This window comes from Mesorhizobium temperatum, assembly GCF_002284575.1.
Classification (GTDB): Bacteria; Pseudomonadota; Alphaproteobacteria; order Rhizobiales; family Rhizobiaceae; genus Mesorhizobium; species Mesorhizobium temperatum.
On the sequence record NZ_NPKJ01000060.1, the window covers coordinates 91,052 to 115,537 of the forward strand.

Consider the following 24,486-nt stretch of genomic DNA (forward strand, 5'->3'; position numbering starts at 1 on the left):
GTTTTCGTTTGCCTTCTCGTCCGCAGGCGCGACGGTCGAGCATTCCTCCCGTGAAGCCGCCGCGAAGCCTGTGGCGGCGCGCCGAATTTTCGTACTCCTACGTCCCAAAGCGGGCGGCAAAACCGGCTAGCCGATTCTTCCATGCCTCGCTTGAAAGCACCTCGCGATTGACCACGCCGCGCGGCTCTCGACCGTGCTGGACCTCGATGACCGCCTTGACGTCCGCAGCACCGTTGCCGGCAAAACACTGGTCGGTCCAACAGAGCGCGTGCGGCGTCAGGATAACGTTGTCGAGCTTGAGGATCGCGTCGTCGGCATCCGGCGGCTCCTGCTCCAGCACGTCGAGTCCTGCGCCGGCGATGCGGCGTTCCTGCAGCACTTTCGTCAGCGCCTTTTGGTTGACGATCGGACCGCGCGCGGTGTTGATCAGGTAAGCCGTCCGCTTCATCAGGGCGAGCCGCTCGGCATTGACGATGTGGCGGGTCTGAGGCGTCAGCGGACAGCTCACCGACAGCACGTCGGCACGGCGGAACAGATCCTCCAGTCCGACCAGTTCGATGCCCAGTTCGGCAGCGACCTTGCTGTCAGCGAATGGGTCATGGGCGATGAATTTCATGTCGAAGGGCTTGGCCATGCGAAACACCTCGGCGCCGATGTTGCCAAAACCGAGCGATCCCAGTGTCCGCCCGACGAGGCCGACGCCCATATGCTCCGAACGCCTGTCGAATCCATCGGGTCCCTTGCGGGTCAGCGCGTCCTTCGTGAGCAGTTTGCCGGTCAGTGCCAGCATGAAGGTAATGACGGATACGGCGACCGGCCGTCGCACGCCGTCGGGCGTGATGACCAGGGCGATGCCGGCGGCGGTACAGGCCTCGACGTCGACGGTATCGTAGCCGACCCCGAAACGGGCAACGACGGCCAGGCGGCCGCTCTTCGGGACACTGGTCGCATCGAATCGATGGGTGAGCAGGATCAGCGCATCGAAGTCCTCAAGCTGTTCGGCGCGCAGCGGATTGTTCGGCTCCAGGAACGCCGTCTCGACGCCGGGCGCATTGCGCAACGGCTCCAGGTCGAAGTCGGGATAGGTCGGCGAGCCGTCCGGCTTGCGGAAATCACCGGAGAGCGCCACCCTGAACGTTGCGTTGGCCATCGTCTCCTCCGCCTCACTCGCACCCGGCCCGGATCTTTGAGACCGCGTCGGCCATCGCATCGTGCAGGACCCAGACGTCGCCCGAATAGCAGATGAAATCGAAGCCTTGCGCGTAAAAGTCGTGACCTTGCTTGACATTGGGTACCAGGCGTCCAAGCGATTTGTTGTGCTTCTTTGCGGCCGCAACAATCTTGTCCATTGCGGTGGTGAAGGTGGGATGGGCGAAGTCGCCGGGAATGCCGAGTGAGACCGACAGATCGAAATGTCCGACCCATAGACAATCGACCCCGTCCAGTCCCGCGATGCCGTCGATGTTCTTGACGCCGTCGGCGGTCTCGATCAGGCAGATGAACACCGAGCGCTGGTTGGCAGCTTCGAATTTATCTTTGACCGAACCCGGACGGTAGCGGTCATGCGCGATCTGCAGCGCTACGCCGCGCGCGCCTGCAGGATGGTATTTCATCGAGTTGATGATGTGCAGCGCCTGTTCGACCGTACTCACCATCGGCGCGATCAGGCCTTCAGCGCCCACGTCCATGGCGCGGCCGAGGAAATGATAGTCCTGCGACGGCACACGCACCATAACCGGCAGGTCGGCCGCCTCGAAATAGCGGATCGCGCTCTTCACCGTTTCCAAGCTGAAGCCCGAATGCTCCATATCAAAGAAGACGAAGTCGCAGCCGGCGGACTTCAAAATGTGCCCGATTCCCGGCGTCGCGAACTCGGCGACGAGCGTGCCGAGCTTGACCCGCCGGTGCGCGGCCAACGCCTTGAGACCTGCCTCTGACATGCACTTCCTCCCCTTCGCCCAAAGAGCGCAATCCGACTATGCTTTCTTCAAGTCGTAGCCTCGAGAACGAGGTCGCAGATCGTCACCGACTTGGTGTCGACGAGCGGCGCGCTATGCGTGTTGAATTCCCCGAAATGAGCCGTCCGGCAGTGTTCGTCGAAGGCGGCCTCGCTATCGTAAATCTCGTAGAGCACGACCCGGTCCGGTTCGCCGCGCGCCTCCGTCACGTCAAAGCGGCGGCAGCCGACCTCGTTGCGCACCGACGCGCTCGCATTGGCGTCGACGAGCTTTCGGAAGCTGTCTCGGGCGCCCGGCTTGAGGCGGAAATCGACCCAGACAACGTAGCCGGTCATCACTTGGGCCTCGCGATTTCCAGATAGCGCTTAGACACATATTCCAGATGCCTGCGCATCGCCGCTTCGGACCGGTCCGGATCGCGCGCGGCGATCGCCTCGAATATTTCGCGATGGGCCTCGTAGGCTTTGCGGTCTTCACCTTCGGCCAAAGTCGTCCGCCGCTGTTCGAGCAGCCATTCGGCCAACGCCGCATGGATAGCCGTGAAGATTCGATTGCGGGTGATCACCGCCAGCACGTAGTGGAAGTCCACGTCCGTGCGTTCGAAGCGCGTGAGGTCGCCGATCGACTGCCGGTTCATTGCGAGCGCCTCCCTGAGGCTTTCAATGTCCTCTGGCGTGGCATTCACAGCGGCGTTGCGGGCAAGCCCGACCTCGAAAAATAAACGCGCACTCTGGAAGTCGTGAACCCCGCCCGGGGCCGAAATCATGTGCCGCGCCGGCCCTGAGAGGGCGTCGATTACGAACTGGGGCGTAGGGCGGGTGACCCGGGCACGCTCGCCGGATCTCACCTCGACAAGGCCCATCTTGCTCAGATGCAGCAGCGCCTCACGGATTGAAGGGCGCCCGACCCCGAACTGCCGCATGAGTTCCCGTTCCGACGGGAGCCGGTCGGCCTCGGCCAGTTCTCCCTTGCGGATCATCCGCTCGAGGTGCTCTGCAACCTCGTCCGAAAGCTTCCGCTGTTTGATCTGAACCCCAATCACTTGGCATACCTTTTATACCAGTCCGTCACGCTATTGCCATAGTGCCCCTGTGTCAAACACAACTCATATCGACAGACGCCCGTCTTCAAGCGCAAGCAAGCGAGCGAGGCTCTGGCTCTTCAATTCTTTTCCTATAAGGAACTTGCTCCCTAGCTGAGCGATCAGCCACAGCGCAGGGTGCCAACATTTGTCAGTTCGCGTCAGGTATCATTTCCGGTCGAACGAGATTTGGGCGCGGTCACTACCTCCCTTGAATGCCATCTTTGGAGCGGCAGGATAGGGATCCGAGTAACTGCTTCGGGTCAACCTGCGTCATCCCGGCTATCGGCCCTCAAATGTCCGAGAAGGGTCCGAACTCGATCTTCTGACAGTGATTGGGTTCCGATCCGAGAGCGTCGCGCGTCCAATGGAAGCGCAAAGGACGCTTTTTGAACTTTGCGCATAATCCTTTCCGAACTGAAGGTCAGCACAGCAAAAGCCGGTACCGGTTTCCCGCGTCAGGCGCCAGGCAGCCTGAACCGGTATTCCGTCACATGATGGTAGATTTGGCCCGGCCATAGCGCGGCCTGCGGGAAATACGGCCGGTTCGGCGCGTCCGGCCAGACCTGAGGTTCCAGGCAGAAGCCCGAATAAGCCTTGTAATGACGTCCCTCGAGTCCCGGCGACGGCGGTGCCAAATACTGGCCCGTATAAGAGCTGGACGCCCGGCTCCGTGGTCCAGAGCTCCATCTCGACGCCGGAATTCGCGCCTTGCGCCCATGATGCCAGCCTGAGCGGCCCGCGCGTCGAGGCAAGGCAGAAATTCTGGTCGTAGCCAGCAGCTTCCGATCGAGCGGGGGGAACCGTCATGTCCGCGCCACTTCAAGGATATGGGGTAGAACCGTACACCCATCGAGGCGCTGCGGCCAGCACGCCATCTTGGCCCCCTTGAGACGGATGCGCCCTCAGTCCCGGTTGGCTACCGGAGATGGGCTGTTCTGTCGTATAGGCCTCGCGGGCCGGAGTGAATGACCGCTCGTCAGCCGTTCCGGACTTTCAACTGGGTGCGGATGAACGGCGGAAACGGACCCAAAGCGGTCATCGTCGTGCCTGGCGTGCGCCCTGACAACCAGAGTCGAGGAAGATACTCGCGTCCCGTCCTGTGGGAGTCGAGGAAGATACTCGCGTCCCGTCCTGCGCCTCTGCGTGTGCGCGCGATCAGCGAGCAGCTGAGGGGGATCGTGGAACCGCGTTCCCCGCCGCTCGTTTCTTGGCCAAAACGAGGTGGGAGTATCCAATTGTCGGCACGCTTGTTGAGCAGACGACTTAGAATGTAACTGGTTGTGAATACCAAGCAGCAGCAGAAGGAGTCGGATCGATGAAGCTTTATTCTGCACCCGGGTTCACCAGCCTGGCCGACCATATCGCGATGCTGGAGGCTGGAATTCAGTTCGAGGTGGTCAAGGTCGATATCGCGACCAAGCAGATCGAAGGGGGTGGCCGCTATATCGATATCAATCCGAAGGGCTATGTGCCCGCTCTCGTGTTCGACGACGGGGAGGTGCTGACCGAGAATGTCGCTATCCTGGCCTGGGTCGCGGATCGCGCGCCGGAGCTCGCGCCGCAGGGTCATCTGGGCCGCTACCGCCTGCTTGAGATGCTGAGCTTCATCGCGACCGAGATTCACAAGCGCTTTCCCACCTACCTGACGCTTCCGGAAGACGTCAGGGAGCCGATCGCCCAGGAAATACTGCGATGGTTCCGCTTGGCCGCGCGCCGGCTGGAGCGGGGGTATCTGTTCGGAGAGACCTTCACCGTCGCGGATCCCTATCTCTTCCAGCTGGCGCGCGGCGCGGCGGAGCTCGGATTTCGACTGCCCGAGCCGCTTCGCGATTACATCGCGCGCATCGAAAAGCGGCCTGCCGTACAAGCGGCTCTGCGCCGCGAAGGCCTGGCATGAACGAGCTGGTGATCCGCGCCGATGGGGTCGAGCTCGCAACACAGAGCTTCGGCAATCCGGCCCAGCCGCCGATAATTCTCATCATGGGCGGGATGGCCTCCATGCTGTGGTGGCCCGAGGAATTCTGCCGCCGGCTCGCCGCACGGGGCCGCTTCGTCATCCGCTACGACCAGCGAGACTCCGGTCTTTCGACCAAGTATCCGCCCGGTCGGCCGGGCTATGGCTTTGACGATGCGGTCGATGACGTCTTTCGCGTGCTCGACGGCTACAGGATCACGGCGGCCAATATCGCCGGATTCTCCCTCGGCGGGATGGTCGGCCAGGGTGCGGCGCTCAAGTATCCGGAGCGGGTGCTTTCCCTGACGGCGATCAGCACCTCGCCGGTCGGGGTGGACAGGTCCAGCCTCCCCGAGAGCGGCAAGGCCTGGTTGGAACATATGGCCGTGGACGTGGACTGGTCGGACCGGGCGGAAGCGGTTGCTTACAGTGTCGAGGACGCGCGCCTGATTGCGGGAACGGCACACCCGTTCGACAAGGCCGAGACCAGAGCCTTCATCGAGCGGGACTTCGACCGCTCCGGCGGTTATCTCAGCGCCACCAACCACAGCGTCCTCTTCAAGATTGGCAAGGCCTGGCAGGGAAGGCTGCACGAGATCAAGGCACCGCTGCTCGTCATTCACGGCACCGCCGATCCGGTCTTTCCGGTCGAGCACGGGATGGCGCTTTCCGAGACCGTAACGGGTGCACGGCTCTTGAAGCTCGAAGGCGGTGGGCACGAGCTGCACCCCGGCCATTGGGACCGGATCGTCGAGGCGATCGCCGAACACACGGGTTCGAACCGAGCGGTCGACCGGCGCTGACAAGATTCCCTCCATGGTGCAAGCCGTGTGACGGCAGGGCTTGGGCGCAAGCGGCCTGTGGTCTGTGCATTAGCGATGTCCGCTTTTAGTGATCGACGGGACCGCAGTAATGACTGCCATGCGGCGCGAAGCGGACATCCAACGCGCACGCAGGGAAGACGGCAATGGGTCATCATCGTTGGTTGCGCCCAATGATAGCTATCGGGGAAGGAAATCGGCACATAAAGGTCCGGACCGGAGTCAATCCTTCGCGTTCGGCAAGGACTCGGATGCGCGCCAGAAGGAGCCTTCAGTGGAAGGCAATCACGCTCAGGATAACGCACGCCTCCAGACTAGGTAGTCGGGCCACGTCGGGGTCAGGGCTGCGAGACGGCGTCATATGGGCAGGCCTGCCTTGCGGTAGCCCTCAAGCCAGCGTTCGCGGTCTTCTTGATGAGCGATCATGCGCATCTGCGAAGCAATCATGGTCTTTGGGTCCGGCTTGGGGGCTGGACTTCGATGGAAAGCCGCGACAGCCGCTTTCGACTCCTCGATGCGACCCAGCTGTGCGTACGCTGCAGCTTCGATCAGGTGCATATAGGCCGGCACATCGTGCCTGTGCCTGAGGATCCCAATTACTGTCTCGTACTCTCCCAACATGAAGTGGCAGTCGCACAGCACCTCTGATCTGGCATCATCCGGCGCCAAAGGGTCGATCCTCTGCATTTGGGAGAAGATTTCGATCGCCTCGGATGGTCGACCCAGATGGGCGAGAACAAATCCGCGGCTGAAGAGAGCCGATGCATCATTCGGATTGCTCGCCGTTGCACGCGCGGAGTGAAGATCGGCAAGCTCATGCATGCCGCTCGTGATATAGGCGGAAGCGGCAGCCGCATTGACTTCGGTATCGCCGCCGTCGAGCGCCACTGCGCGCGCCGCATGTTGGCACGCGCGTTCGATCGCAATCTCCGGTTCAAGGCCCAACGCATAGATGCCATAGGCAAAGGCGGTGGCGATCTGCGCGTGCGCGGCCGCATAGTTCGGATCGGCCTCGATCGCTTTCTCCAGATGATCCAGGGCACTTTGCAGACCATCAGTGGAGTGAAACAGAGCCCAACGTCCCCGCAGCAAATGGTCGAAGGCCGTGAGGTTCGCCGGCGGCCTCCGGCGCGCGTGCTCGACTGCGATTCGACCAAGATGCCCCGGTATTGTACCGACGATTGCTTGCACGACCTCGTCCTGGACCTCGAAAATGGCGTCGAGCGTGCGGTCATAGCGTTCCGCCCACACGTGCGCCCCATTTGCGGCGTCGATGAGCTGGGCCGTTATGCGTACCCAGTTCCCGGCCTTGCGCACGCTGCCTTCGACGATCCAGCGCACGCCGAGTTCGCGCCCGACGTCCTGGATCCTCGGGGACCGCCCTTTGTAGTAAAATGAGGAATTGCGCGCGATGACCAAGAGGCTCTTGAAGCGCGCGAGTTCCGTGATGATGTCTTCGGTCATGCCGTCCGCGAAGTACTCCTGCTCGGGATCACTGCTCATGTTCACAAACGGCAAGACGGCGATGGCAGGCTTCTCGGCTGCGACTCTGGGCGTCACGACCGCAACAGCCGGTGTTCCGACGACCCGATAGATCCGAACCGGCTCGGCGATGTTCTTCAGGTTCTGCGTACCGAGATCGTCGAAGCCTACTTGGACTTTGTTCCTGATGTGGTCATGCGCGGTCCCGGAGACCAGGATGGAACCCGGTTCGGCGATGCTTTCGAGCCTCGCGGCGATGTTGACGCCGTCGCCATAGAGATCACTGCCTTCGACAATGACGTCACCCAGATTGACGCCGATGCGCAGCACGATCCGCCGCTCCTCAGGCTGACCGCTGTTTGCGGCGGCCATGCGCTCCTGGAGCTCGACCGCGCATTGCACGGCGTTAACAGCGCTGGCGAACTCCACCAGCACGCCATCGCCGGCGACCTTGAAGATGCGTCCGCGATGCTTGGCAACCAGGGGCCTCAGCACCTCCTTGCGGCGGATCTTGAGGGCAGCCAGCGTGCCGGCTTCGTCGACCTCCATCAGGCGGCTAAAACCGACTACATCCACTGCCAGAATCGCGGCCAAACGGCGTTCCATGCTTATCCCTGGAAAGGCTGACCAGACGGGCACCATACCACCTAACCGCCGTGCTGTGTGCACCGATCCGGTGGGCTCTCATTCTGTTTCGATCGCCACGTCCGCCTCAGGTCACGGCCTGCCGTCGGGCGGCCGCGAAGGGAAGTAGAGAAGCGTCATATCTTCTCTTTGGACTGGTTGTGATGGATGGCGACCCGGCACCCGGGGCGGCAGCCGATCCAGCGGGTGCCATCCGGCGATAGTTCACCTCCAGGTACGATAATGTGCACATGAGGGTGATGCGTCAGCGCCGATCCCCAGGTGTGCAGCACGCTGGCCATGCCGATGCGTGCGCCGAGGCGCTTGGGATCGGCCGCGATCGTGGTCAGCGTCTCGGCCGATGCCCGAAACAGCAGGTCATAGACAGCCTTCTTGTTCCAATAAGCGATCTGCGCGATCTCGGCAGGCAGGGTGAAAACCACGTGGAAATATTCCACGGGCAGCAGATCCGCGGCCTGCGCGGCCATCCAGTCCCGCGCCGCAGGTCCCTAGCACTTCGGACAGTGCCGGTTCTTGCAGGAATTATAAGCGACGTGGTTATGCCCGCACTTGCCGCCACATGCCCGCCGAGCGCCTCGGTTCGGCAGGCTTCAATCGCCGACATGACCTTGAGCTGGATCAGGCTGACATGCCCGGCATTGGCCCGCCGCCACGCGGGCCGTAGGTGCGAAAGATGTCAGCGATCTCCAGCGTGGCCCGGGCCACGTGACCCGGGCGCTACTCCAATCCGCGTCGGAGCGTTTGGTCCTGAAGTTTCTTCAATGTCTCGAACGGGCTGACCGTGCCGCGGATCGTCTTGGTAGCAACGTGGGCATAGATCGCGGTGGTATTGAGCCGGGCATGCCCGAGCAGGACCTGAATGACCCTGACATCGGTGTTCGCTTCCAGGAGATGCGTGGCGAAGCTGTGCCGCAGCGTGTGCAGCGTCGCGGGTTTGCCGATCCCGGCCATGTTTTTGGCCGAGGTGAAGGCGCGGTTGAGCTGCCGCGGCGAGATCGGATTGATCTTCGGTTTGCCGGGAAACAGCCAGCCCTGTGGCCGCGCTTCACGCCAATAGGCGCGCAAGAGCTCCAGCAGCCCGGGCGACAGCATGACCTTGCGGACTTTCTGCCCTTTGCCCAGTTCGACATGGATCAGCATGCGGTCGCTGTCGATGTCGCTGACCTTGAGATTGCACACCTCCGAGGCGCGCAGTCCGGCCCCATAGGAGATGCTGAGCACCGCGCGATACTTCAGGCCCGGCCCGGGCCGCCATCAGAAGGTCGGAAACCTCCTCGACGCTCAACACGGGCAGCTTCCGCGGCTGGCGGCGAAACTGCATATGCCGCTTCATGTCCTCGCCCCCGCAGGTGATGCCGAAAAAGAAGCGCGGCGCCACGATGCGGGCATTGAATGTCGTGGGTGTCACCCCGGCATTCGTCATGTCCAACTGGTAGGCGCGCAGATCATCCGGCGTCGCCGTATCCGGCGGACGCTTGAGAAACCGGGCAAAATCCTTGATGGCTCGGATATGAGCCTGCTGGGCTTTGTCGCCCATCCCGCGGATGCGCATGTCTTCGATCATCCGCTCGCGCAGCGGGGTGGTCCTCTCCTCCGTCATGGAAACCTCCTGTCTGATGATTGAGAAGACCTCAATCGTCAGCCAGGACCGCAAACCCACAAATGCACGGCGTTCAGATCATCGATCTACCCTCACCACGTGCGCCATTGCCGCGCGAGTGGCTTCGTCCATGGTGTCACGACCGCTGGTTCCGCTGAATGTCGACTTTCAAGACGCTATATCGCCGCCAGAATGACCGGATTGGGTCAACTTGCGTCATCCCGGCTATCGGCTACAAACGTCCGAGGAGGTCCGAACTCGATCGCTGAGAATATTTGGGTTCCGATCCGAGAGCGCCGCACGTCCAATGGAAGCGCAAAGGACGCTTTTTGAACTTTGCGCATGATCCTTTCCGAACCGACGGTAGCACCGTAAAATCCGGTGCCGGCTTCCGTGTCAGGCGCCAGGCAGCCTGAACCGGTATTCCGTCACATGATGGTAGATCTGGCCCGGCCATAGCGTGGCCTGCGGGAAATACGGCCGGTTCGGTGCGTCCGGCCAGACCTGAGGTTCCAGGCAGAAGCCCGAATAAGCCTTGTAATGACGTCGTTCGAGCCCCGGCGAAGGCGGCGCCAAATACTGGCCGGTATAGAGCTGGACGCCCGGTTCCGTGGTCCAGAGCTCCATCTCGACGCCGGAAGTCGCGCCTTGCGCCCATGATGCCAGCTTGAGCGGCCCGCGCGTCGAGGCAAGGCAGAAATTCTGGTCGTAGGGGAGCTGGCTGCCCTCGCTCTCCATGCGCAGCGGCCGCGCCTGGCGGAAATCGAACGGCGTGCCGTCGACCGGCTTCACGACGCCGGTGGGAATCAGGTCGCCATCGACCGGAAGATAGGCGCCGGCGTTCAGCATCAGCCGGTGGTCGAGGATGTCGCCGGCGCCGCCGTCATCCAGGTTGAAATAGGAATGCTGGGTGAGGTTGCACAGCGTCGGCTCCTCGCAGGTGGCGGTCAGCTCGATGCTGAGCGTGCCGGGGATTTTCAGCCTGTAGGTGCAGGTCACGTCGAGCGCGCCGGGAAAGCCCATCGTGCCGTCGGGATCATGCAGTGTCAGCGTGACAAAATCCCTGCCATGCAGCGAAACCTCCCATGGCCGGTGCGAAAAACCTTGCGAGCCGCCATGCAGCGTGTGTTTGTCGAGAAAGTTGCGCTCGGTCTGGTAGCGCTGGCCGGCGATGGTGAAACGGCCATCGCGGATGCGGTTGGCGTAGCGTCCGACGACGGCGCCGAAGAAGGCGGTATCCGTTTCATAGGGCTTGAAACTGCTATAGCCGAGCACAAGCGGCGCATCGTGGCCGGCCAGGCGCAGATCCTGGATGATGGCGCCCAGCCCGATGATGTTGGCGGTGAGGCCGCCGCCACGGATGCTGAAGCGGCGGATGGCCTCGCCCGCTTGCGTCGTGCCAAAAACCTCGCCGTTCTTCATCGCCATGTCCGAAACGCCAGTTGGTTGATCGATCCCGGCTGGCCGCCTTCGGCCGGCTTGGGTCTGTTGATAGTCAACAGGCCCTGCCCGATCAGAGGCCGAGGCCGCCGATGCAGACATATTTGGTGTCGAGATAGTCCTCGATGCCTTGATGTCCGCCTTCCTTGCCGAGGCCCGATTCCTTGACGCCGCCGAACGGCGCCTCAGGCGTGGTGATGAGCCCTTCATTGACGCCGACCATGCCGTATTTCAGCCCTTCCATGACCCGGAAGGCGCGACCGAGATCGCCGGTGTAGAAATAGCAGGCGAGGCCGAATTCGGTGTCGTTGGCGAGTGCCACGGCTTCCTCTTCGGTTTCGAACTTGAACACCGGCGCGACCGGGCCAAAGATCTCTTCTTTCATGAAGCGCATCTTCGGCGTCGCGTCGGCGATCACCGTCGGCTGGAAGAACGAACCGCCGAGCGCATGGCGCTTGCCGCCGGCGACGACCTTGCCGCCCTTGGCGGTAGCATCGGCGATCAGTTCCTCGACCTTTTCCACTGCCTTCTCGTCGATCAGCGGCCCCTGCTGCACGCCGTCATCGAGGCCGGAGCCGACCTTCAGCTCGTTGCTGGCGGCGGCGAGCTTTTCGACGAACTTGTCGTAGATGCCGGCCTGAACCAGGAAGCGGTTAGTGCAGACGCAGGTCTGGCCGGAATTGCGGTATTTGGCGGTGATCGCGCCGGCGACGGCACGCTCGATGTCGGCGTCGTCGAAGACGAGGAACGGGGCGTTGCCGCCGAGCTCCATCGACACCTTCTTGACGGTGACGGACGACTTCTGGATCAGGATCTTGCCGACCTCGGTCGAGCCGGTGAAGGTGATCTTCTTGACCAGCGGGTTGGCGCAGATCTCGTCGCCGATCTCGCCGGCGGCGCCGGTCAGGATATTGATGACGCCCTTGGGGAAGCCGACCTCCTCGGCGAGCGCGCCCCAGGCAAGGCCGGAATAGGGCGTCTGCGAGGCCGGCTTGACCACCGCGGTGCAGCCGGCGGCAAGTGCTGGGCCGAGCTTGCGGGCCAGCATCGAGGACGGGAAATTCCACGGCGTGATGGCGGCGATGACGCCGACCGGCTCCTTGGTCACCAGGATGCGGCGGTCCGCCCAGGGCGACGGCACGACATCGCCATAGGTGCGACGGCCTTCTTCGGCGAACCACAGGATGTAGGACGCGGCCGAACCGATCTCGCCCTTCGATTCGAACAGCGACTTGCCCTGCTCGATGGTCAGCAGCTCGGCCAGCACATCCTGATTGTCCATCATAGCGTCATGCAGCTTGCGCAACAGCTTCGAACGCTCGAGCGCGGTGGTCTTGCGCCATGTCTTGAAGGCGGCGTCGGCGGCTTCGATGGCGCGGCGCGTCTCGACCTTGCCCGACTTCGGCACGGTGCCGATCTTGAGGCCGGTGGCCGGATTGTTGACGTCGACCGTCTGGCCGCTATCGGCCTGCACCCACTCGCCATTGATGAGATTGGCCTGGCGCATGAAATGGCTGGTTTTCTGAAGCATGGTCTAGCCTCCGTTCGGCGCGCTGACGGGCCGCTATCTGGATTTCTTTGGTGGGCGTGCGCATTGACATCGATGCCTGCACGCCTGGAGCCACTGCTCTTTACCTAGGGCAAGCCCCGCAATCAATCGCAAGATGGCATATAGGGTTTGGGCCAGCGCAAGGCGAGGCCAAGTTGCGCTTCTGATGTTGTTTGAGGGTGTGTTGAGGTTCAGGTCAGGCCGCGCCGAGAAGGGTGCGTTCCGAGAATCGGAACGGAGCGTAACGTTTGGGTAAATGAGTACCGGAAGTACCAGGCCGTTCGCCGGCATTACCTAGATATCGACATGCCTATCCAAACACGTGGACAACCACCGTCAGCCAAAACGCCGTGGTGACGACCGCGCAGGCGGTGGCGATGGTCATCTGGTTCGATGCCAGTGCCTGGCCGGTGTTGAACTGCGTCGCGATCAGGTAGGAATTGACCCCGGATGGCAGCGCGGCGGCCACGACCGCGACCTTCGCTGACAGCGGCGGCAGGCCGAACAGCCAGACCAGGCCGAGCGCGACGGCCGGCATCAGCATCAGCTTCAGCGCCGACAGCGCCAGCGCCGGCCGCACATTGCCGGAGATGCCGAAACGGCACAGGCCAAGCCCCATCGCAAACAGCGCGACCGGTCCGGCGATGTTGGCCAACGCATCGACCAGCCGGACGGCCAGCGCCGGCAGTGGCAGGCCGGTGATACGCCATACCCATCCGGCCAGGATGCCGATGATCAGCGGATTGGAGAGCAGCTTTCGAAAGAAGCGCCGGATGATGCGCAGCGGATGCACATGCTCGTCACCGCGGCCAAAGATTTCAAACAGGATGATCGACGCCATGATCATCGTCGGCAGATGCACGGAAATCAGCAGCGACAGCACTTCGAACCCACTTGGCCCGAATGTGCCGAGGACGAACGGGATGCCGAGCAGGACGAGATTGGAAAAAGCCGACGACACGCCGCCAACGACCCCCGCACGCGCGTCGCGCCCGAACACCCGCGTGATGATCAGGTGGCCTGCCGCCCACGTCACTGCGGCGGCCGCGAAATAGGCTCCCCAGAACAACCAGGGCGCGGTGCCATGGAAATCGGCGTTGACCATGGTGCGGAACAGAAGCAGCGGCATCGCCACCCCGACGGCGAATTCGGCGATGGCCTCGCCCGCCTCGGCCTTCAGATAGCCGGTGAGCCCGGCCAGATAGCCGAGCGCGACAAGGCCGAAGACAAAAAGGACGGTTTCGATGAGTGGAGACATTTTTCTCCTGATAGGCGAGGCGGGATTGCAGCGCAATCGCCCCGCCTTTCGAAGCGGCCTGCCCTCGCCAACAACCGGGATTGGTCGTGCCTTGTTTTTCAGCCGGCTTTGCCGTCCCTATATGCGGTCACCGGAACCCACTTCGGTGACCGGAAAAGGACGCCTGATGCTTCGATCTGTGCTGGCTCTATTGCTGCTCGTCATTCCCGCCGCGGCCCATGCGACCGAAGCCGGCTGGGCGCTGTTGCGCGACGGCGGACATGTCGTGTTGCTTCGCCATGCCATGGTCACAGGCACCACCGATCCGGCGAATTTCGACATCGAGAAATGCGCCACCCAGGTCAATCTCTCGGTGCGCGGCAAGCAGCAGGCGCGCAAGATCGGCGCGCTGTTCGACGCCCGCGCGGCGCCGGTCGAGCGCGTGCTGTCCAGCCGCTATTGCCGCAGCCTCGACACGGCCCGCACGGCTTTCAGAGCAGAGCCCGAACCCTTCGCCCCGCTTGACCTGCTGAAGACCGACGCCAGCGAGAAAGCCGCCCAGCTCGAGGCGGTCATGAACGAGATCCGCGCCTATTCCGGCTCCGACAATGTGGTCATGGTCACCCATCTGGAAAACATAATGGCGCTCACCGGCATCTCGCCGCGCGAAGGCGAAGCCGTGATCGTCGAGCCGCAAGGCGACGGCCTGCGCGTGCTCGGCCGAGTCACCTTCTAATCAGCGCTGGGGCCGGTTGAAGCGCATTGGGGTCACGGCTTGCCCTTCAATTTTCTCCAAAGGAATGGCGAAGAAGGGTCGAACCCGGTATTCCGCTTAGGGTACCAGCGCTAGATTTTCACGACTCGCGAACGGCTTTCAGTTGCGAGCGTCGCTGCTGGAACTGCTTTAGCCAGTCGGAGGCTAATGGTATTTTTAATGGAACGCTAATATACATGGACGCTCGAACGAGCAGCGCCTGCCAAATGCTTGAGGAATGCCATGCGAAGATTAATCTTCACGGCAATGTGTATCGCCACCGCAACAGCCACTAACGCCCATGATTGGTACGAAGACAGGATTGACCCACAGACGAAATTCAAGTGTTGCGGTGGTTCTGATTGCCGCGCCATACCTCGGTCTTCGGTGCGGTCCAGGATAGACGGTGGTTACACCTATTTGCCGCATAATTTCACCATCCCACGGGACCGTGTACAGGAATCCCCGGACGGCCAATATCATATCTGTGAGAATACCTACGTCGTAACTAATCAGCTGTATTGGCGTTGCTTTTTCGCACCTCGTGTCAATGTCTCTCTACTTCTCCCACGTTAAGGTAAATACTGCGCGTCGCTGCCGGAATCGACATCGGCAAGGTGCGCAGCTGTGGCGAATTCGGTCGCGCCGCTCGCTTCCCTGAACGGACGTTCGCGTTCGCTACACGGGAAAGCATCCGATAGCGGATTGTCCGGTCCTGGCGCACCTGGCTCGTTCCAGCAACCAATGCGGATGACGGCTAACTGCCCGCTACCTAGCGTTAGATTTTCACACTTGCAGCCAAGCGTCGATGCGGAGCTTCCACGCCTCGATCATGTGCGCGAATGCATCCTCCGTCAGCTCGGACAGATACGATCGTCCTGCCGCGTTCAGGGCAGTGAGCGTGTAGGCAATCGACGCCTCGGTGGCTCCGTCAGCGGTCGGGCGGCAGGCCACTTCGACGAATCCGAAACGCGAATCCGGCGTCACCCGGACATAGCGAACACAATGCGTCAGCGGTTCCCAGTCCGTGCAGGCCCAGAGCGTGGTCTCATCACCGTGGGTGGTCCGGAAGACCATGCCCTGGCGCGTCTCCCCGTCTTGTGGATGCAGAAACTCCGGATCCCAGCCGTCCACCCAAAGGGTCTCTCCGATCGGCGTGAACAGCGGAAAGACGCGGTCGATCGGCCCCGAAAGCACGATGCTGTGGGTGCGCTCAAGATGGTTCGTCATCCCCCTCCCCGTCGATTTCCACCAGACGGTGGCTGTCCGCTGCGCCAAGCTCCATTCCGTAGATGCGCTTCAATTGTCCAATTGTTTCCAGGGTCGTCGGGGAAAACGGCGTCTGGCCTTCGAAGGCATGCAGCACGATGCCCTCGATGAGGTCACCCAGGCTCATGTCGCGATGCTCGGCCAAGGCCTTGAGCACCTTCACCAATCGTTTTTCCAGGCGCACCCCGGTCTGCACGCGTTCTATGGTCATAGATTTCCGTACCATGGTACATGGGTACATGCAACGACCAGAGATGGGATGGTTGCGGCATATCGCCGGGAGGGTCGCCAACGGCTCTTTCTTGCGTTTACGAAGTGGGTATCCCATCTGCGCCCGGCGTTCAGGCCTTTTCCTGCCCGGAAAAACCAATTAGACAGCGCCCAAACACATGCGGACAGATTCCGCCCGCAACCGAAGGAAAAGCCCTTGTCCACCACGTTCGCCAAAGTCGCCAAGATCATCGCCGACACCAGTGAGATCGATATCGACACGATCACCCCTGAAAGCCACACTATCGACGATCTCGGCATCGACAGCCTCGACTTCCTAGACATCGTCTTTGCCATCGACAAGGAATTCGGCATCAAGGTGCCGCTGGAAAAGTGGACGCAAGAGGTCAATGACGGCAAGGCCTCGACCGACGATTACTTCGTCATGAAGAACCTGTGCGCCAAGATCGACGCGCTGGTCATGGCCAAGAACGCCTGAAATGGTTCGTTTTCTAGCCTGACCCACAACAGCCGCCCCATGAACCCTCGCCCATGAGCCCCCACGACGTCGTCATATCAGGCATCGGCCTTGTCTCTTCGCTGGGAGAAGGCCCGGATGCGCATTGGCGCAAACTCGTCCAGCCCGGCCTGGAACCGGTGATCGAAGCTGCGCGCTTCTCGCCCTACACCGTCCACCCGCTGCCGGAGATCGACTGGAACCTGCAGATCGCCAAGCGCGGCGACCAGCGGCAGATGGAAACCTGGCAAAGGCTCGGCACCTACGCCGCCGGCATGGCGCTCGACGATGCCGGCATCAAGGGCAATGACGAACTCTGCACGACCATGGACATGGTGGTGGCTGCCGGCGGCGGCGAGCGCGACGAGGCGGTCGACGCCGACATTCTCGCCGCCTCGGAAAGCCGCAACGACCGCGACGTGCTGCTCAACGAGAAACTGACCACCGAGTTGCGGCCGACGCTGTTTCTCGCGCAGCTCTCCAACCTGCTCGCCGGCAACATCTCGATCGTCCACAAGGTGACCGGCTCGTCGCGCACCTTCATGGGCGAGGAAGGTGCCGGCGTCGCCGCCGTCGAGACGGCCGCCGCGCGCATCCGCTCCGGCCAGTCGACGCATATACTGGTCGGCGGCGCCTTCCAGACCGAACATTCCGACATGCTGCTTGGCTATGAATTGGCCGGCTACCTGCATCGCGGCCCCTGGAGACCGGTCTGGCAGAGACAGGGCCTGGAAGGCGGCGGCGTCGTGACTGGATCAGGCGGCGCGTTTCTCGTCCTGGAACAGCGCGAACATGCGATCAGCCGCGGGCGAAAGATCTATGCCGAACTCGGCCCGATCATATCCGGACGCGCCAGGCGCCGGCAGCGCGAGCTCGATGCCGAGATCGCCGCGCTGCTCAGGCAGGCAGCATTGCCGAACGGCGAGTTGCTGACGATTTCAGGCGCTTCCGGTGCCCATGCCGCTACTGCTGCCGAGAAATCGGCGCTCGACGCCAATCCGGCGATTGCCGCACGCGGCTTTTCGACGCTGACCGGCCACATGAAGGAAGCGCAGTTTCCCTTCGCCGTGGCGCTGGCGGCACTGGCTGTCGAGCGCAAGGCCGCCTACCCGGCTTTTGACGCCGCCACCGAGAAGCCGTTCAACGGCGTTCCCAGGACCGTCCTTGCAACGGCAATCGGCTATCACCAATTCGAAGGCTTGGCGTTGGTCAACGCCGCCTAGAGGGTGTCAGGATAAAAACATGGCCAATCTGAACGATCACATGGGCAAGCCGATCGTCGCCGTCACCGGCATCGGCGTGGTGACATCGCTGGGTGTCGGCAAGGCCGACAATTGGGCAGCGCTCACCGCGGGCAAGTCCGGCATCCATCCGATCACCCGCTTTCCGGTCGACCATCTGAATACCCGCATCTCCGGCATGGTCGATTTCCTGCCGTCGAGCTCCAAGGGCGCCAGCCTTCTTACCTACGATCTCGCCGAGATCGCCGCCCAGGAAGCCGTGGCCGAAGCCGGCCTTAAGTCGGGCGATTTCGGCGGGCCGCTTTTCCTCGCCTCGCCGCCGGTCGAACTCGACTGGAGCGAGCGCTTTTCGCTCTACAATTCCGACAAGCACGACATCGGCGCCGAACGGCTGCTTCGCGTGGCGCGCGGTTTGAAGGAACTCGATGTTTTCGAAACCACCCAGTTCGGTTCGATCGCCGACCGCCTCGCCGACCGTTTTGGGACACGCGGCCTGCCGATCACGCTGTCGACGGCCTGCGCCTCGGGTGCCACCTCGATCCAGCTCGGCGTCGAGGCGATCCGCCGCGGCGAATGCGACAGGGCGCTATCGATCGGCGCCGACGGCTCAGCAACTGCCGAGGCGCTGATCCGTTTTTCGCTGCTTTCGGCACTCTCCACCCACAACGACATCCCCGAAAAGGCGTCCAAGCCGTTCTCCAAGGACCGCGACGGCTTCGTGCTGGCCGAGGGCTCGGGCGCGCTTGTGCTGGAATCGCTGGAGGCCGCACTGACCCGTGGCGCGACCATTCTCGGCATCCTGCGCGGCTGCGGCGAGAAGGCCGACGATTTCCATCGCACCCGCTCGAAGCCGGACGGCTCACCGGCGATCGCGGCGGTTCGCGCCGCCCTCGCCGATGCCGGCTTGGGCGAGGACGAGATCGATTATGTCAACGCCCACGGCACCTCGACGCCGGAAAACGACAAGATGGAGCATCTGTCGCTGTCGACCGTGTTCGGCGAGCGGATCGGCTCGATGCCGATCTCGTCGAACAAGTCGATGATCGGCCACACGCTGTCGGCCGCCGGCGCCGTCGAGGCCGCATTTTCGCTGATGACCATGCGCGAAAGTGTCATCCCGCCGACCATCAATTACGACAATCCCGATCCGGCGATCGTGCTCGACGTGGTGCCGAACCAGAAGCGCAACGCCGAGGTCGGCACGGTGCTGTCGAACTCCTTCGGCTTCGGCGGCCAGAACACCTGCCTTGTCATGGCGCGGGAACCAGTCTAAGCGAGCCTTTTCCCGCTCAACAGAACCGACAGGCTCCATGCGCGCATTGCAACTTATCGAGGACCGCCGCCTTGAAACGGTGGACCTGCCGCTTCCGCCGCAGCCTGCGCTGGGCGAAGTGACGCTGCGCATCAAGGCCGTGGCGCTCAATCATATCGACGTCTGGGGCTGGCGCGGCATGGCCTTCGCCAAGCGCAAGCTGCCGCTGGTTGTCGGCGCCGAAGCTTCAGGCGAGGTCGAGGCGGTCGGCCCCGGCGTCTCCAGCCTTGTACCCGGGCAGCTTGTGTCGATCTACGGCGCGCGCACCTGCGGGCTTTGCCGCGCCTGCCGCGAAGGCCGCGACAACCTCTGCGAGCATGTCTCGGGCGTACACGGCTTCCATCTCGACGGCTTTGCGCAAGAGAAGATAAACCTTCCGGCGCGCCTGCTGGTCCCTGCCCCGCCCGGCGTGACGGATATCGGCGCCGCCGTCGCGCCCGTCACCTTCGGTACGGTCGAACACATGCTGTTCGACAATGCCAGGCTGCAGCCCGGCGAAACCATCCTGATCCATGCCGGCGGCTCGGGCATCGGCTCCGCCGCGATCCAGCTCGCGAAGAAAATGGGCTGCACCGTGATCACCACGGTTGGCTCGAACGACAAGGTCGACAAGGCGAAGGCGCTTGGCGCCGACCATGTCATCAACTATCGCGAGGACCGTTTCGAAGGCGTCGTGCGCAAGCTGACGAAGAAGAAGGGCGTCGACGTCGTCTTCGAGCATGTCGGCGCCGACACCTTTGCCGCCTCGATGCTGTGCCTGAAACGCGGCGGCCGCCTGGTGACCTGCGGCTCGACCTCGGGCGTGTCGACGCAGATCAACCTGATGCAATTGTTCCAGCAGCAGCTGAAGCTGCTCGGCTCGTTCGGCTGCCGCATGCAAAACATGGCCGACTCCATGCAGAAAATGGCGGCGGGGCTGGTTTCTCCGGTCATCGACACCGAAGTCGGCTTCGACGGCATCGAGACCGCACTGAAGCGCATGGAAGGCCGTGACGTGTTCGGCAAGATCATCCTGCGCGTCGGCTGACCATGATGTTGCTGTCTAAAAACATCATGGTCTAGGAATGGTCGGCAGCGCCTTCAAGAAGCTCCGCCGGGACTTGGCGTTCCGCCACGGCAGGCGGCTGCGCCAGTTCAACTACTGGCTGCTTGCGCGCGTCGCGATGACGATAATTTGGCTGCTGCGTCTGCTGCCGGTCGACAGCGCGCTTAATTTCGCCGACCGCGCCGCCCGTCGCATTGGCCCGTGGGTGGGACGCCACAACGTCGCCATCGCCAATCTGCGCAACGCCTATCCGGAAAAGAGCGACCGCGAGATCCAGGCCATCGCGTCCGACATGTGGGGCAACATGGCTCGGCTCGCCGCGGAATACATCTTTCTCGACGCCCTGTTCGACTACGATCCCGCCGCGACGAAACCGGGCCGCATCGAGGTCAAGGGGGTCGAGCACTTCGTGCATATCGCCGGCGAGCAAAAGCCGCATATCATCTTCACCGGGCATCTCGGCAATTTCGAACTGCTTCCGGTCGCGGCAGCCACTTTCGGCATGAACATCACGGCGCTGTTTCGCCCGCCCAACAACCCCTATCTTGCCGACTACATCCTCTCGACGCGCCGCTCGACCATGGGGTCGCTTCTGCCCTCCGCGACCGGCGCTTCATTCGCGCTTGCAGCAATCCTGGAGAAAGGCGGCAATATCGGCGTGCTCGTCGACCAGAAATTCTCGAGCGGGCTCGAAACGACATTCTTCGGCCGCCCGTGCGAGAGCAACCGGGTTCTGGGCACCCTGGCGCGGCACTATGATTGCGATGTCTATCCGGCGCGCTGCGTGCGCTTGCCGGGCAACCGCTTCCGGCTCGAAATCGAGGACAGACTGAACTTGCCGCGCACCGCCGGCGGCAGTGTCGACGTCCATGCCACCACCCAGTTGCTCAACGACGTGGTCGAACGCTGGGTGCGCGAGGATCCAGGCCAGTGGATGTGGTTCCACAAAAGATGGGAAATCAGCGGCCCGCGCGGAAAGCATCGCCAGGCGAGACAGCGCGGCGAAGCCGCCTGAGCGGCAGGACGATGAGAGGCAGCGCAAGCGCGAATCGATTGCCCTGCAACCGTGGGTAGTCTCGACTTGACAAGTGACGGCAGTTACGCTAGGAATTTAAGCACAATGTTGATCTGCGCCCCGCCCACTGAGGCGGGTTTTTTGTTTCGGCCGGATCGCTCGACCGCCGCCCTGTTCGGCCAATTGGGGAGAGGACAATGCGAGCCTCTTCTCAAGTTGCTCAATCCAATCGAATTGCGACCAGTTTGCCGTCCATCATCATCGGGATGATTGCCAGCTTCTTGTCTTCCAGAAATTCCAGATCGGCGCTGCCTTGATTGAGGTCCATCAGCTGCTCGACTTTTCCATCCGGATGAATGCGAAAGAGCGCCCCTGCGACCCAATCCGTGACCAGCCAATTCCCGGCTCCGTCCGATTCTAGACCATCTAGATTTCCAACAGGCTCGCCGGACCCGATGTCAGAGATAGCCTTCGTGTTCAGGTCAATCGCGATAAGGTGGCCGGGTGTCTTGGACGAAAAATCCGGCTGGATGTCGCGACCCCAGCCGGCGACGAGGAGGCGACCGTCTTCGACGCGCAGACCGTTCGGATGCAGGAGATCCTCGCTCTCGAGCCAGACGGAGAGAGCTTGATTGTCCAGAACATAAATCCTGTTCGCCAGCATGTCGGAAGCAAAGACACGACCCGCCTCGTCGACGGCGGGATCATTGAGGAACTGAGCGCCTTCTGCAGGCCACGTTCCAGTGATCTGACCGCTCTCGACGTCGACGGCCATAAGCCGGTCGATGTCGGTGACGAAAAGCGTATCGCCCTGCATCACCAATCCCTTGGGCGCGTTAAAGCCGGTCACCCACTCGGCTGCCTGCAACTTTCCGTCAGGCGACACCTTCGAAAGGTATCCGACCCCATCCCTGCCGGCGGGGTCGCCAGCAATGTTGGAGACGTAGAAGACATTCCGCTTAGCGTCGAAAAGTACGCTCTCGGGGGCCTTGAACCCGTCAAGCGACCAGATCTCCTCCGCTCTCGCAGGCGAACCCGCCAATCCTAGTAGTAGAATTATAAATAAACCTGACTGCAGCCTGATCATCATAGCCTCCCTGTGCTGTTTATCTGACGCGTTCAGGCAACCGCACATTGCATAGGTGGTTTTGCAACTCTTACGGTTGACGCTTTCGATTGCTCTGACGAGTCTGTTTGCCAAGCGGCATCTGCTTAGCCTTGTGAGCTTTATAATTCCCCAGATGAATGCCAGTTCCAACATCCCTGGAAGTCGACGTCGGACACACCTCATCGGTGGTCTGTTCGACCTTGCCGACCTCGGCTCACATGTTCGCCGGGCGATTGCCTACCGCCACGCCGCCGGTTGCGACGCCGACGCGGGGCCGCCAACGATAGGTCGTGCTTCTGGCTAAGGTTTTGAATTGCCTCGACAACTACGAGGCGGGCAGCGGCCCAGAGAGCTGGCACAGATGTTAAAAAGGGCCGCTGATGCGGCCCCTTCAGTGGTGTTCAGTTCGCCATAAGGGCAACTTAGGGCTGCTCGGGGTTCTCGTCAGCCAATTCCTGCTCTCGCCGCTCAAGCTGCTCCTGAAGCTCCACCGCTAGTGCGAAAAGCTTCGGTGGCAGAGTTTGATCTGCCTCCATGCTTAATCGCTTGCGTAGCTTCCGACGATTATCTTCCGAACTGATCAACTCCCGGAAGGCACGATCCCTATCTCGAGTTGCCATAACGGTTACCTTTAGTTTTGTACGCAACTCATCGATTACTGAAGGGTTCCGTAAAAGGTCCGAAATGTTTGCTAGAAGCTTCCGAGCGGTTTCAGATAACTACGCTAGATTGAACGGATATTAATCGCGCATCAAAAGCCACGAACTGGCCCAGGGCAGTATGCGCCTCGACGATAGCTCGGTTATCTCGTCGTTGGATGCGACCAAATCAGGCGCAGCCTGCCGAATTTGGTTCAATGCCGCTTTGATCGAGACGGTGTCCCCAAGGTCTGCCCTATTGAGGATTGCGGTAATCGCCTAATCTACACCTGGACTAATCCTTTGGACGATGCTCATCCACTCCCCCCGGGAGCGCGAGGGACAATAATAACGTGTCCGAAGCCTGGGTGCAACCAATGCGCGAAATCGGTAGTGTCTCAGTTTGAATTTCGGCTCACGACCCCTTGCGGACCATCCCTGATGGGAGGTCAAGGGAACGTCGTGACCCCAATCCTGACCTTCCGGGCCCCATTTTCCTTCCAGAAACCGGACATTGGGCCCAACCAGCGCTCGTGACCCGTTCGGGTCCTCAAGTGGTTGGAGGTCAAGGGCAGCTATGTCAGCCTTTGTTGCCGTTCGCCGATCGGGATGAGTTGTGCCCTCGACGATGTGCCCTCGACGATTCGTCGTCAGATCAGGCTTTGCGGACCATGTGCTCTCGCCGCCAGGCCGCTGGTGGGACGCCATATTCGCGTCGGAACGCCCTGTTGAAAGCCGCTTCGGACTCATAGCCGATATCGAAGGCGATCCGCACGATCGGGTCGGCGGAATCCCTCAGTTGCGCCGAAGCCTGTTCGAACCGCTGTCTCGCCAGATAACGCATGGGCGGCTCGCCGATCACGCGCGTGAAGCGCTCCGCGAAGGCCGAACGGGAAACGGCTATCTCTCGTGCAAGAGCTTCCGTCGTCCAGCGCCTGGCAATCTGGCCATGGAGTAGCCCAAGGGCGCGTCCGACGACCGGATCGCGCATTCCAGCTGTCCAGGTATTTCCCGCCGGGGGCTGAGACGACAAGTAGCGTCGGACGGCCTCCATAAACAGAACTTCTGCGAGCTTCGCGAGCATTGCTGGCGATGTGGCGTGGCGTCCCGCCAACTCCTTCGTTGCGAAGCGGAAGGTGCTTTCTATCCAGCTCCCGCCTTCGGCGACATCGAGCTTCAGCACGCTTGGCAGCATTGCGATGAAGGCGTTGTGCGGAAGATCGTTGCCAAGAAAGCCGCAGAAAATCTGCGTCCGCTCCCCGTTCCCTCCATAAATGATTTTTGCAAGCCCGCCTTCCGGTCCCGGCTGGATCAGTTGCTCGGCACTGACGGGCCGCAGGTTTAATGCACTTCCGAGGCGTGATCGTCATTTCGTGGCAGAACCACGATCTCGCCGCTCTCAATCTGCACCGGCTGCTGGCCGCCGACCTTCAAGACACAGCGGCCGGCGGTGACGTAATGATACGCGATAATGTGACGAGGCTCGGGCGTAAACGGGCTGCAGTCCTCCGGCCCGACCTTCGCCGAAATGCACCATGGGGCTGTGAGTTCAGCGTCGAGGAAGATGCCTCCCGTGAGGCGCATCGCTCGAAGCATATCCAAAAGAG

The 24,486-nt window shown here is 61.9% G+C and carries 20 protein-coding genes and 4 pseudogenes; 8 read left to right on the forward strand and 16 right to left on the reverse strand.

The features are described 5' to 3' along the window. Positions 1–97 precede the first annotated feature (97 nt). The 5 genes and pseudogenes from CIT26_RS21940 to CIT26_RS21960 all read right to left on the reverse strand — a co-directional run. The gene (locus tag CIT26_RS21940; protein WP_095494508.1) at positions 98–1,150 is read right to left on the reverse strand and encodes an NAD(P)-dependent oxidoreductase; all 1,053 of its coding nucleotides are present in this window, start codon (positions 1,148–1,150) and stop codon (positions 98–100) included. A gap of 13 nt (positions 1,151–1,163) precedes the next feature. Continuing rightward, positions 1,164–1,940, reverse strand: a complete 777-nt coding sequence (locus tag CIT26_RS21945) for an HpcH/HpaI aldolase family protein (protein WP_095494509.1) — start codon at positions 1,938–1,940, stop codon at positions 1,164–1,166. 47 nt (positions 1,941–1,987) lie between these two features. Continuing rightward, on the reverse strand, positions 1,988–2,293 hold the full coding sequence (locus CIT26_RS21950; RefSeq protein ID WP_095494510.1) for a putative quinol monooxygenase: 306 nt from the start codon (positions 2,291–2,293) through the stop codon (positions 1,988–1,990). After that, positions 2,293–3,000, reverse strand: a complete 708-nt coding sequence (gene nanR, locus CIT26_RS21955) for a transcriptional regulator NanR (protein ID WP_095494511.1) — start codon at positions 2,998–3,000, stop codon at positions 2,293–2,295. The genes CIT26_RS21950 and nanR overlap by 1 nt, the downstream gene beginning before the upstream one ends. Before the next feature lie 497 nt (positions 3,001–3,497). Then, positions 3,498–3,813, reverse strand: a pseudogene (locus tag CIT26_RS21960) (aldose epimerase family protein); the annotation flags it as partial. A 544-nt stretch (positions 3,814–4,357) separates the two neighbouring features. Here CIT26_RS21960 and CIT26_RS21965 point away from each other — a divergent pair. Continuing rightward, entirely contained in the window at positions 4,358–4,939 is a 582-nt protein-coding gene (locus CIT26_RS21965; RefSeq protein ID WP_095494512.1) for a glutathione S-transferase N-terminal domain-containing protein, read from the forward strand. Beyond that, the gene (locus CIT26_RS21970) at positions 4,936–5,799 is read left to right on the forward strand and encodes an alpha/beta fold hydrolase (RefSeq protein ID WP_095494513.1); all 864 of its coding nucleotides are present in this window, start codon (positions 4,936–4,938) and stop codon (positions 5,797–5,799) included. The genes CIT26_RS21965 and CIT26_RS21970 overlap by 4 nt, the downstream gene beginning before the upstream one ends. 375 nt (positions 5,800–6,174) lie before the next feature. On the opposite strand, the gene CIT26_RS21975 is transcribed toward CIT26_RS21970, so the two are convergent. The 6 genes and pseudogenes from CIT26_RS21975 to CIT26_RS22000 all read right to left on the reverse strand — a co-directional run bounded on the left by CIT26_RS21975 (position 6,175) and on the right by CIT26_RS22000 (position 13,791). Further along, positions 6,175–7,893, reverse strand: coding sequence for an adenylate/guanylate cyclase domain-containing protein (locus CIT26_RS21975; RefSeq protein WP_167391507.1), 1,719 nt, complete (start codon positions 7,891–7,893; stop codon positions 6,175–6,177). 212 nt (positions 7,894–8,105) lie between these two features. Further along, positions 8,106–8,649, reverse strand: a pseudogene (locus tag CIT26_RS21980) (IS91 family transposase); the annotation flags it as partial. A 12-nt stretch (positions 8,650–8,661) separates the two neighbouring features. Further along, a pseudogene (locus tag CIT26_RS21985) lies at positions 8,662–9,544 on the reverse strand (tyrosine-type recombinase/integrase). A gap of 396 nt (positions 9,545–9,940) precedes the next feature. Beyond that, complete coding sequence (locus CIT26_RS21990) at positions 9,941–10,972, reverse strand: aldose epimerase family protein (protein ID WP_095494515.1); 1,032 nt, start codon at positions 10,970–10,972, stop codon at positions 9,941–9,943. 85 nt (positions 10,973–11,057) lie between these two features. After that, the gene (locus tag CIT26_RS21995) at positions 11,058–12,515 is read right to left on the reverse strand and encodes an NAD-dependent succinate-semialdehyde dehydrogenase (RefSeq protein WP_095494516.1); all 1,458 of its coding nucleotides are present in this window, start codon (positions 12,513–12,515) and stop codon (positions 11,058–11,060) included. Positions 12,516–12,843: 328 nt separating this feature from the next. Beyond that, a complete protein-coding gene (locus tag CIT26_RS22000) occupies positions 12,844–13,791 on the reverse strand; it encodes an AEC family transporter (RefSeq protein ID WP_095494517.1) in 948 nt (315 codons plus the stop codon). Between the two features lie 166 nt (positions 13,792–13,957). Between CIT26_RS22000 and CIT26_RS22005 the strand changes: the two genes are divergently transcribed. Next, positions 13,958–14,506 carry a histidine phosphatase family protein gene (locus tag CIT26_RS22005; RefSeq protein WP_095494518.1) on the forward strand — a complete coding sequence of 183 codons (549 nt, stop codon included), beginning with the start codon at positions 13,958–13,960 and terminating at the stop codon, positions 14,504–14,506. A gap of 804 nt (positions 14,507–15,310) precedes the next feature. Here CIT26_RS22005 and CIT26_RS22010 read toward each other — a convergent pair. After that, positions 15,311–15,754, reverse strand: a complete 444-nt coding sequence (locus CIT26_RS22010; RefSeq protein ID WP_095494519.1) for a hypothetical protein — start codon at positions 15,752–15,754, stop codon at positions 15,311–15,313. Further along, positions 15,738–16,004 (reverse strand): hypothetical protein, encoded by a 267-nt coding sequence (locus CIT26_RS22015; RefSeq protein WP_206072797.1) that lies wholly within the window; start codon positions 16,002–16,004, stop codon positions 15,738–15,740. Before CIT26_RS22015 ends, CIT26_RS22010 begins: the two co-directional genes overlap by 17 nt. A gap of 216 nt (positions 16,005–16,220) precedes the next feature. Between CIT26_RS22015 and CIT26_RS22020 the strand changes: the two genes are divergently transcribed. Genes CIT26_RS22020 through CIT26_RS22040 form a run of 5 tightly spaced genes read left to right on the forward strand, consistent with a single transcriptional unit; the run spans position 16,221 to position 21,133 of the window. Further along, positions 16,221–16,502 (forward strand): acyl carrier protein, encoded by a 282-nt coding sequence (locus CIT26_RS22020; RefSeq protein ID WP_095494520.1) that lies wholly within the window; start codon positions 16,221–16,223, stop codon positions 16,500–16,502. Between the two features lie 53 nt (positions 16,503–16,555). Beyond that, positions 16,556–17,743 carry a beta-ketoacyl-ACP synthase gene (locus tag CIT26_RS22025; protein ID WP_095494521.1) on the forward strand — a complete coding sequence of 396 codons (1,188 nt, stop codon included), beginning with the start codon at positions 16,556–16,558 and terminating at the stop codon, positions 17,741–17,743. A 19-nt stretch (positions 17,744–17,762) separates the two neighbouring features. Then, positions 17,763–19,034 (forward strand): beta-ketoacyl-ACP synthase, encoded by a 1,272-nt coding sequence (locus CIT26_RS22030; RefSeq protein WP_095494522.1) that lies wholly within the window; start codon positions 17,763–17,765, stop codon positions 19,032–19,034. Between the two features lie 37 nt (positions 19,035–19,071). Then, a complete protein-coding gene (locus CIT26_RS22035) occupies positions 19,072–20,100 on the forward strand; it encodes a zinc-binding dehydrogenase (protein WP_095494523.1) in 1,029 nt (342 codons plus the stop codon). Positions 20,101–20,137: 37 nt separating this feature from the next. Next, complete coding sequence (locus tag CIT26_RS22040) at positions 20,138–21,133, forward strand: lipid A biosynthesis lauroyl acyltransferase (protein WP_095494524.1); 996 nt, start codon at positions 20,138–20,140, stop codon at positions 21,131–21,133. Between the two features lie 220 nt (positions 21,134–21,353). On the opposite strand, the gene CIT26_RS22045 is transcribed toward CIT26_RS22040, so the two are convergent. The 3 genes and pseudogenes from CIT26_RS22045 to CIT26_RS38900 form a co-directional block, all read right to left on the reverse strand. Next, positions 21,354–22,220: an SMP-30/gluconolactonase/LRE family protein gene (locus tag CIT26_RS22045; protein ID WP_167391508.1), complete on the reverse strand. Its 867-nt coding sequence runs from the start codon at positions 22,218–22,220 to the stop codon at positions 21,354–21,356. A 1,314-nt stretch (positions 22,221–23,534) separates the two neighbouring features. Then, positions 23,535–23,870, reverse strand: coding sequence for a helix-turn-helix domain-containing protein (locus tag CIT26_RS37860; RefSeq protein WP_245319532.1), 336 nt, complete (start codon positions 23,868–23,870; stop codon positions 23,535–23,537). A gap of 99 nt (positions 23,871–23,969) precedes the next feature. Then, positions 23,970–24,475: pseudogene (locus tag CIT26_RS38900) on the reverse strand (cupin domain-containing protein); the annotation flags it as partial. Between the last annotated feature and the right edge of the window lie 11 nt (positions 24,476–24,486).

Excerpts from the sequence above, each read along its gene's own strand:
- CIT26_RS22025 (WP_095494521.1), top strand. The coding sequence starts at position 16,556 with ATGAGCCCCCACGACGTCGTCATATCAGGCATCGGCCTTGTCTCTTCG.
- CIT26_RS22000 (WP_095494517.1), bottom strand. The coding sequence starts at position 13,791 with ATGTCTCCACTCATCGAAACCGTCCTTTTTGTCTTCGGCCTTGTCGCG.
- CIT26_RS22040 (WP_095494524.1), top strand. The coding sequence starts at position 20,138 with ATGGTCGGCAGCGCCTTCAAGAAGCTCCGCCGGGACTTGGCGTTCCGC.
- CIT26_RS21945 (WP_095494509.1), bottom strand. The coding sequence starts at position 1,940 with ATGTCAGAGGCAGGTCTCAAGGCGTTGGCCGCGCACCGGCGGGTCAAG.
- CIT26_RS22010 (WP_095494519.1), bottom strand. The coding sequence starts at position 15,754 with ATGACGAACCATCTTGAGCGCACCCACAGCATCGTGCTTTCGGGGCCG.
- CIT26_RS21965 (WP_095494512.1), top strand. The coding sequence starts at position 4,358 with ATGAAGCTTTATTCTGCACCCGGGTTCACCAGCCTGGCCGACCATATC.
- CIT26_RS21995 (WP_095494516.1), bottom strand. The coding sequence starts at position 12,515 with ATGCTTCAGAAAACCAGCCATTTCATGCGCCAGGCCAATCTCATCAAT.
- CIT26_RS37860 (WP_245319532.1), bottom strand. The coding sequence starts at position 23,870 with ATGCGCGATCCGGTCGTCGGACGCGCCCTTGGGCTACTCCATGGCCAG.
- CIT26_RS22035 (WP_095494523.1), top strand. The coding sequence starts at position 19,072 with ATGCGCGCATTGCAACTTATCGAGGACCGCCGCCTTGAAACGGTGGAC.
- CIT26_RS22015 (WP_206072797.1), bottom strand. The coding sequence starts at position 16,004 with ATGACCATAGAACGCGTGCAGACCGGGGTGCGCCTGGAAAAACGATTG.
- CIT26_RS22005 (WP_095494518.1), top strand. The coding sequence starts at position 13,958 with ATGCTTCGATCTGTGCTGGCTCTATTGCTGCTCGTCATTCCCGCCGCG.
- CIT26_RS21990 (WP_095494515.1), bottom strand. The coding sequence starts at position 10,972 with ATGGCGATGAAGAACGGCGAGGTTTTTGGCACGACGCAAGCGGGCGAG.
- CIT26_RS21970 (WP_095494513.1), top strand. The coding sequence starts at position 4,936 with ATGAACGAGCTGGTGATCCGCGCCGATGGGGTCGAGCTCGCAACACAG.
- CIT26_RS21950 (WP_095494510.1), bottom strand. The coding sequence starts at position 2,293 with ATGACCGGCTACGTTGTCTGGGTCGATTTCCGCCTCAAGCCGGGCGCC.
- CIT26_RS22030 (WP_095494522.1), top strand. The coding sequence starts at position 17,763 with ATGGCCAATCTGAACGATCACATGGGCAAGCCGATCGTCGCCGTCACC.
- CIT26_RS21940 (WP_095494508.1), bottom strand. The coding sequence starts at position 1,150 with ATGGCCAACGCAACGTTCAGGGTGGCGCTCTCCGGTGATTTCCGCAAG.
- CIT26_RS22045 (WP_167391508.1), bottom strand. The coding sequence starts at position 22,220 with ATGATCAGGCTGCAGTCAGGTTTATTTATAATTCTACTACTAGGATTG.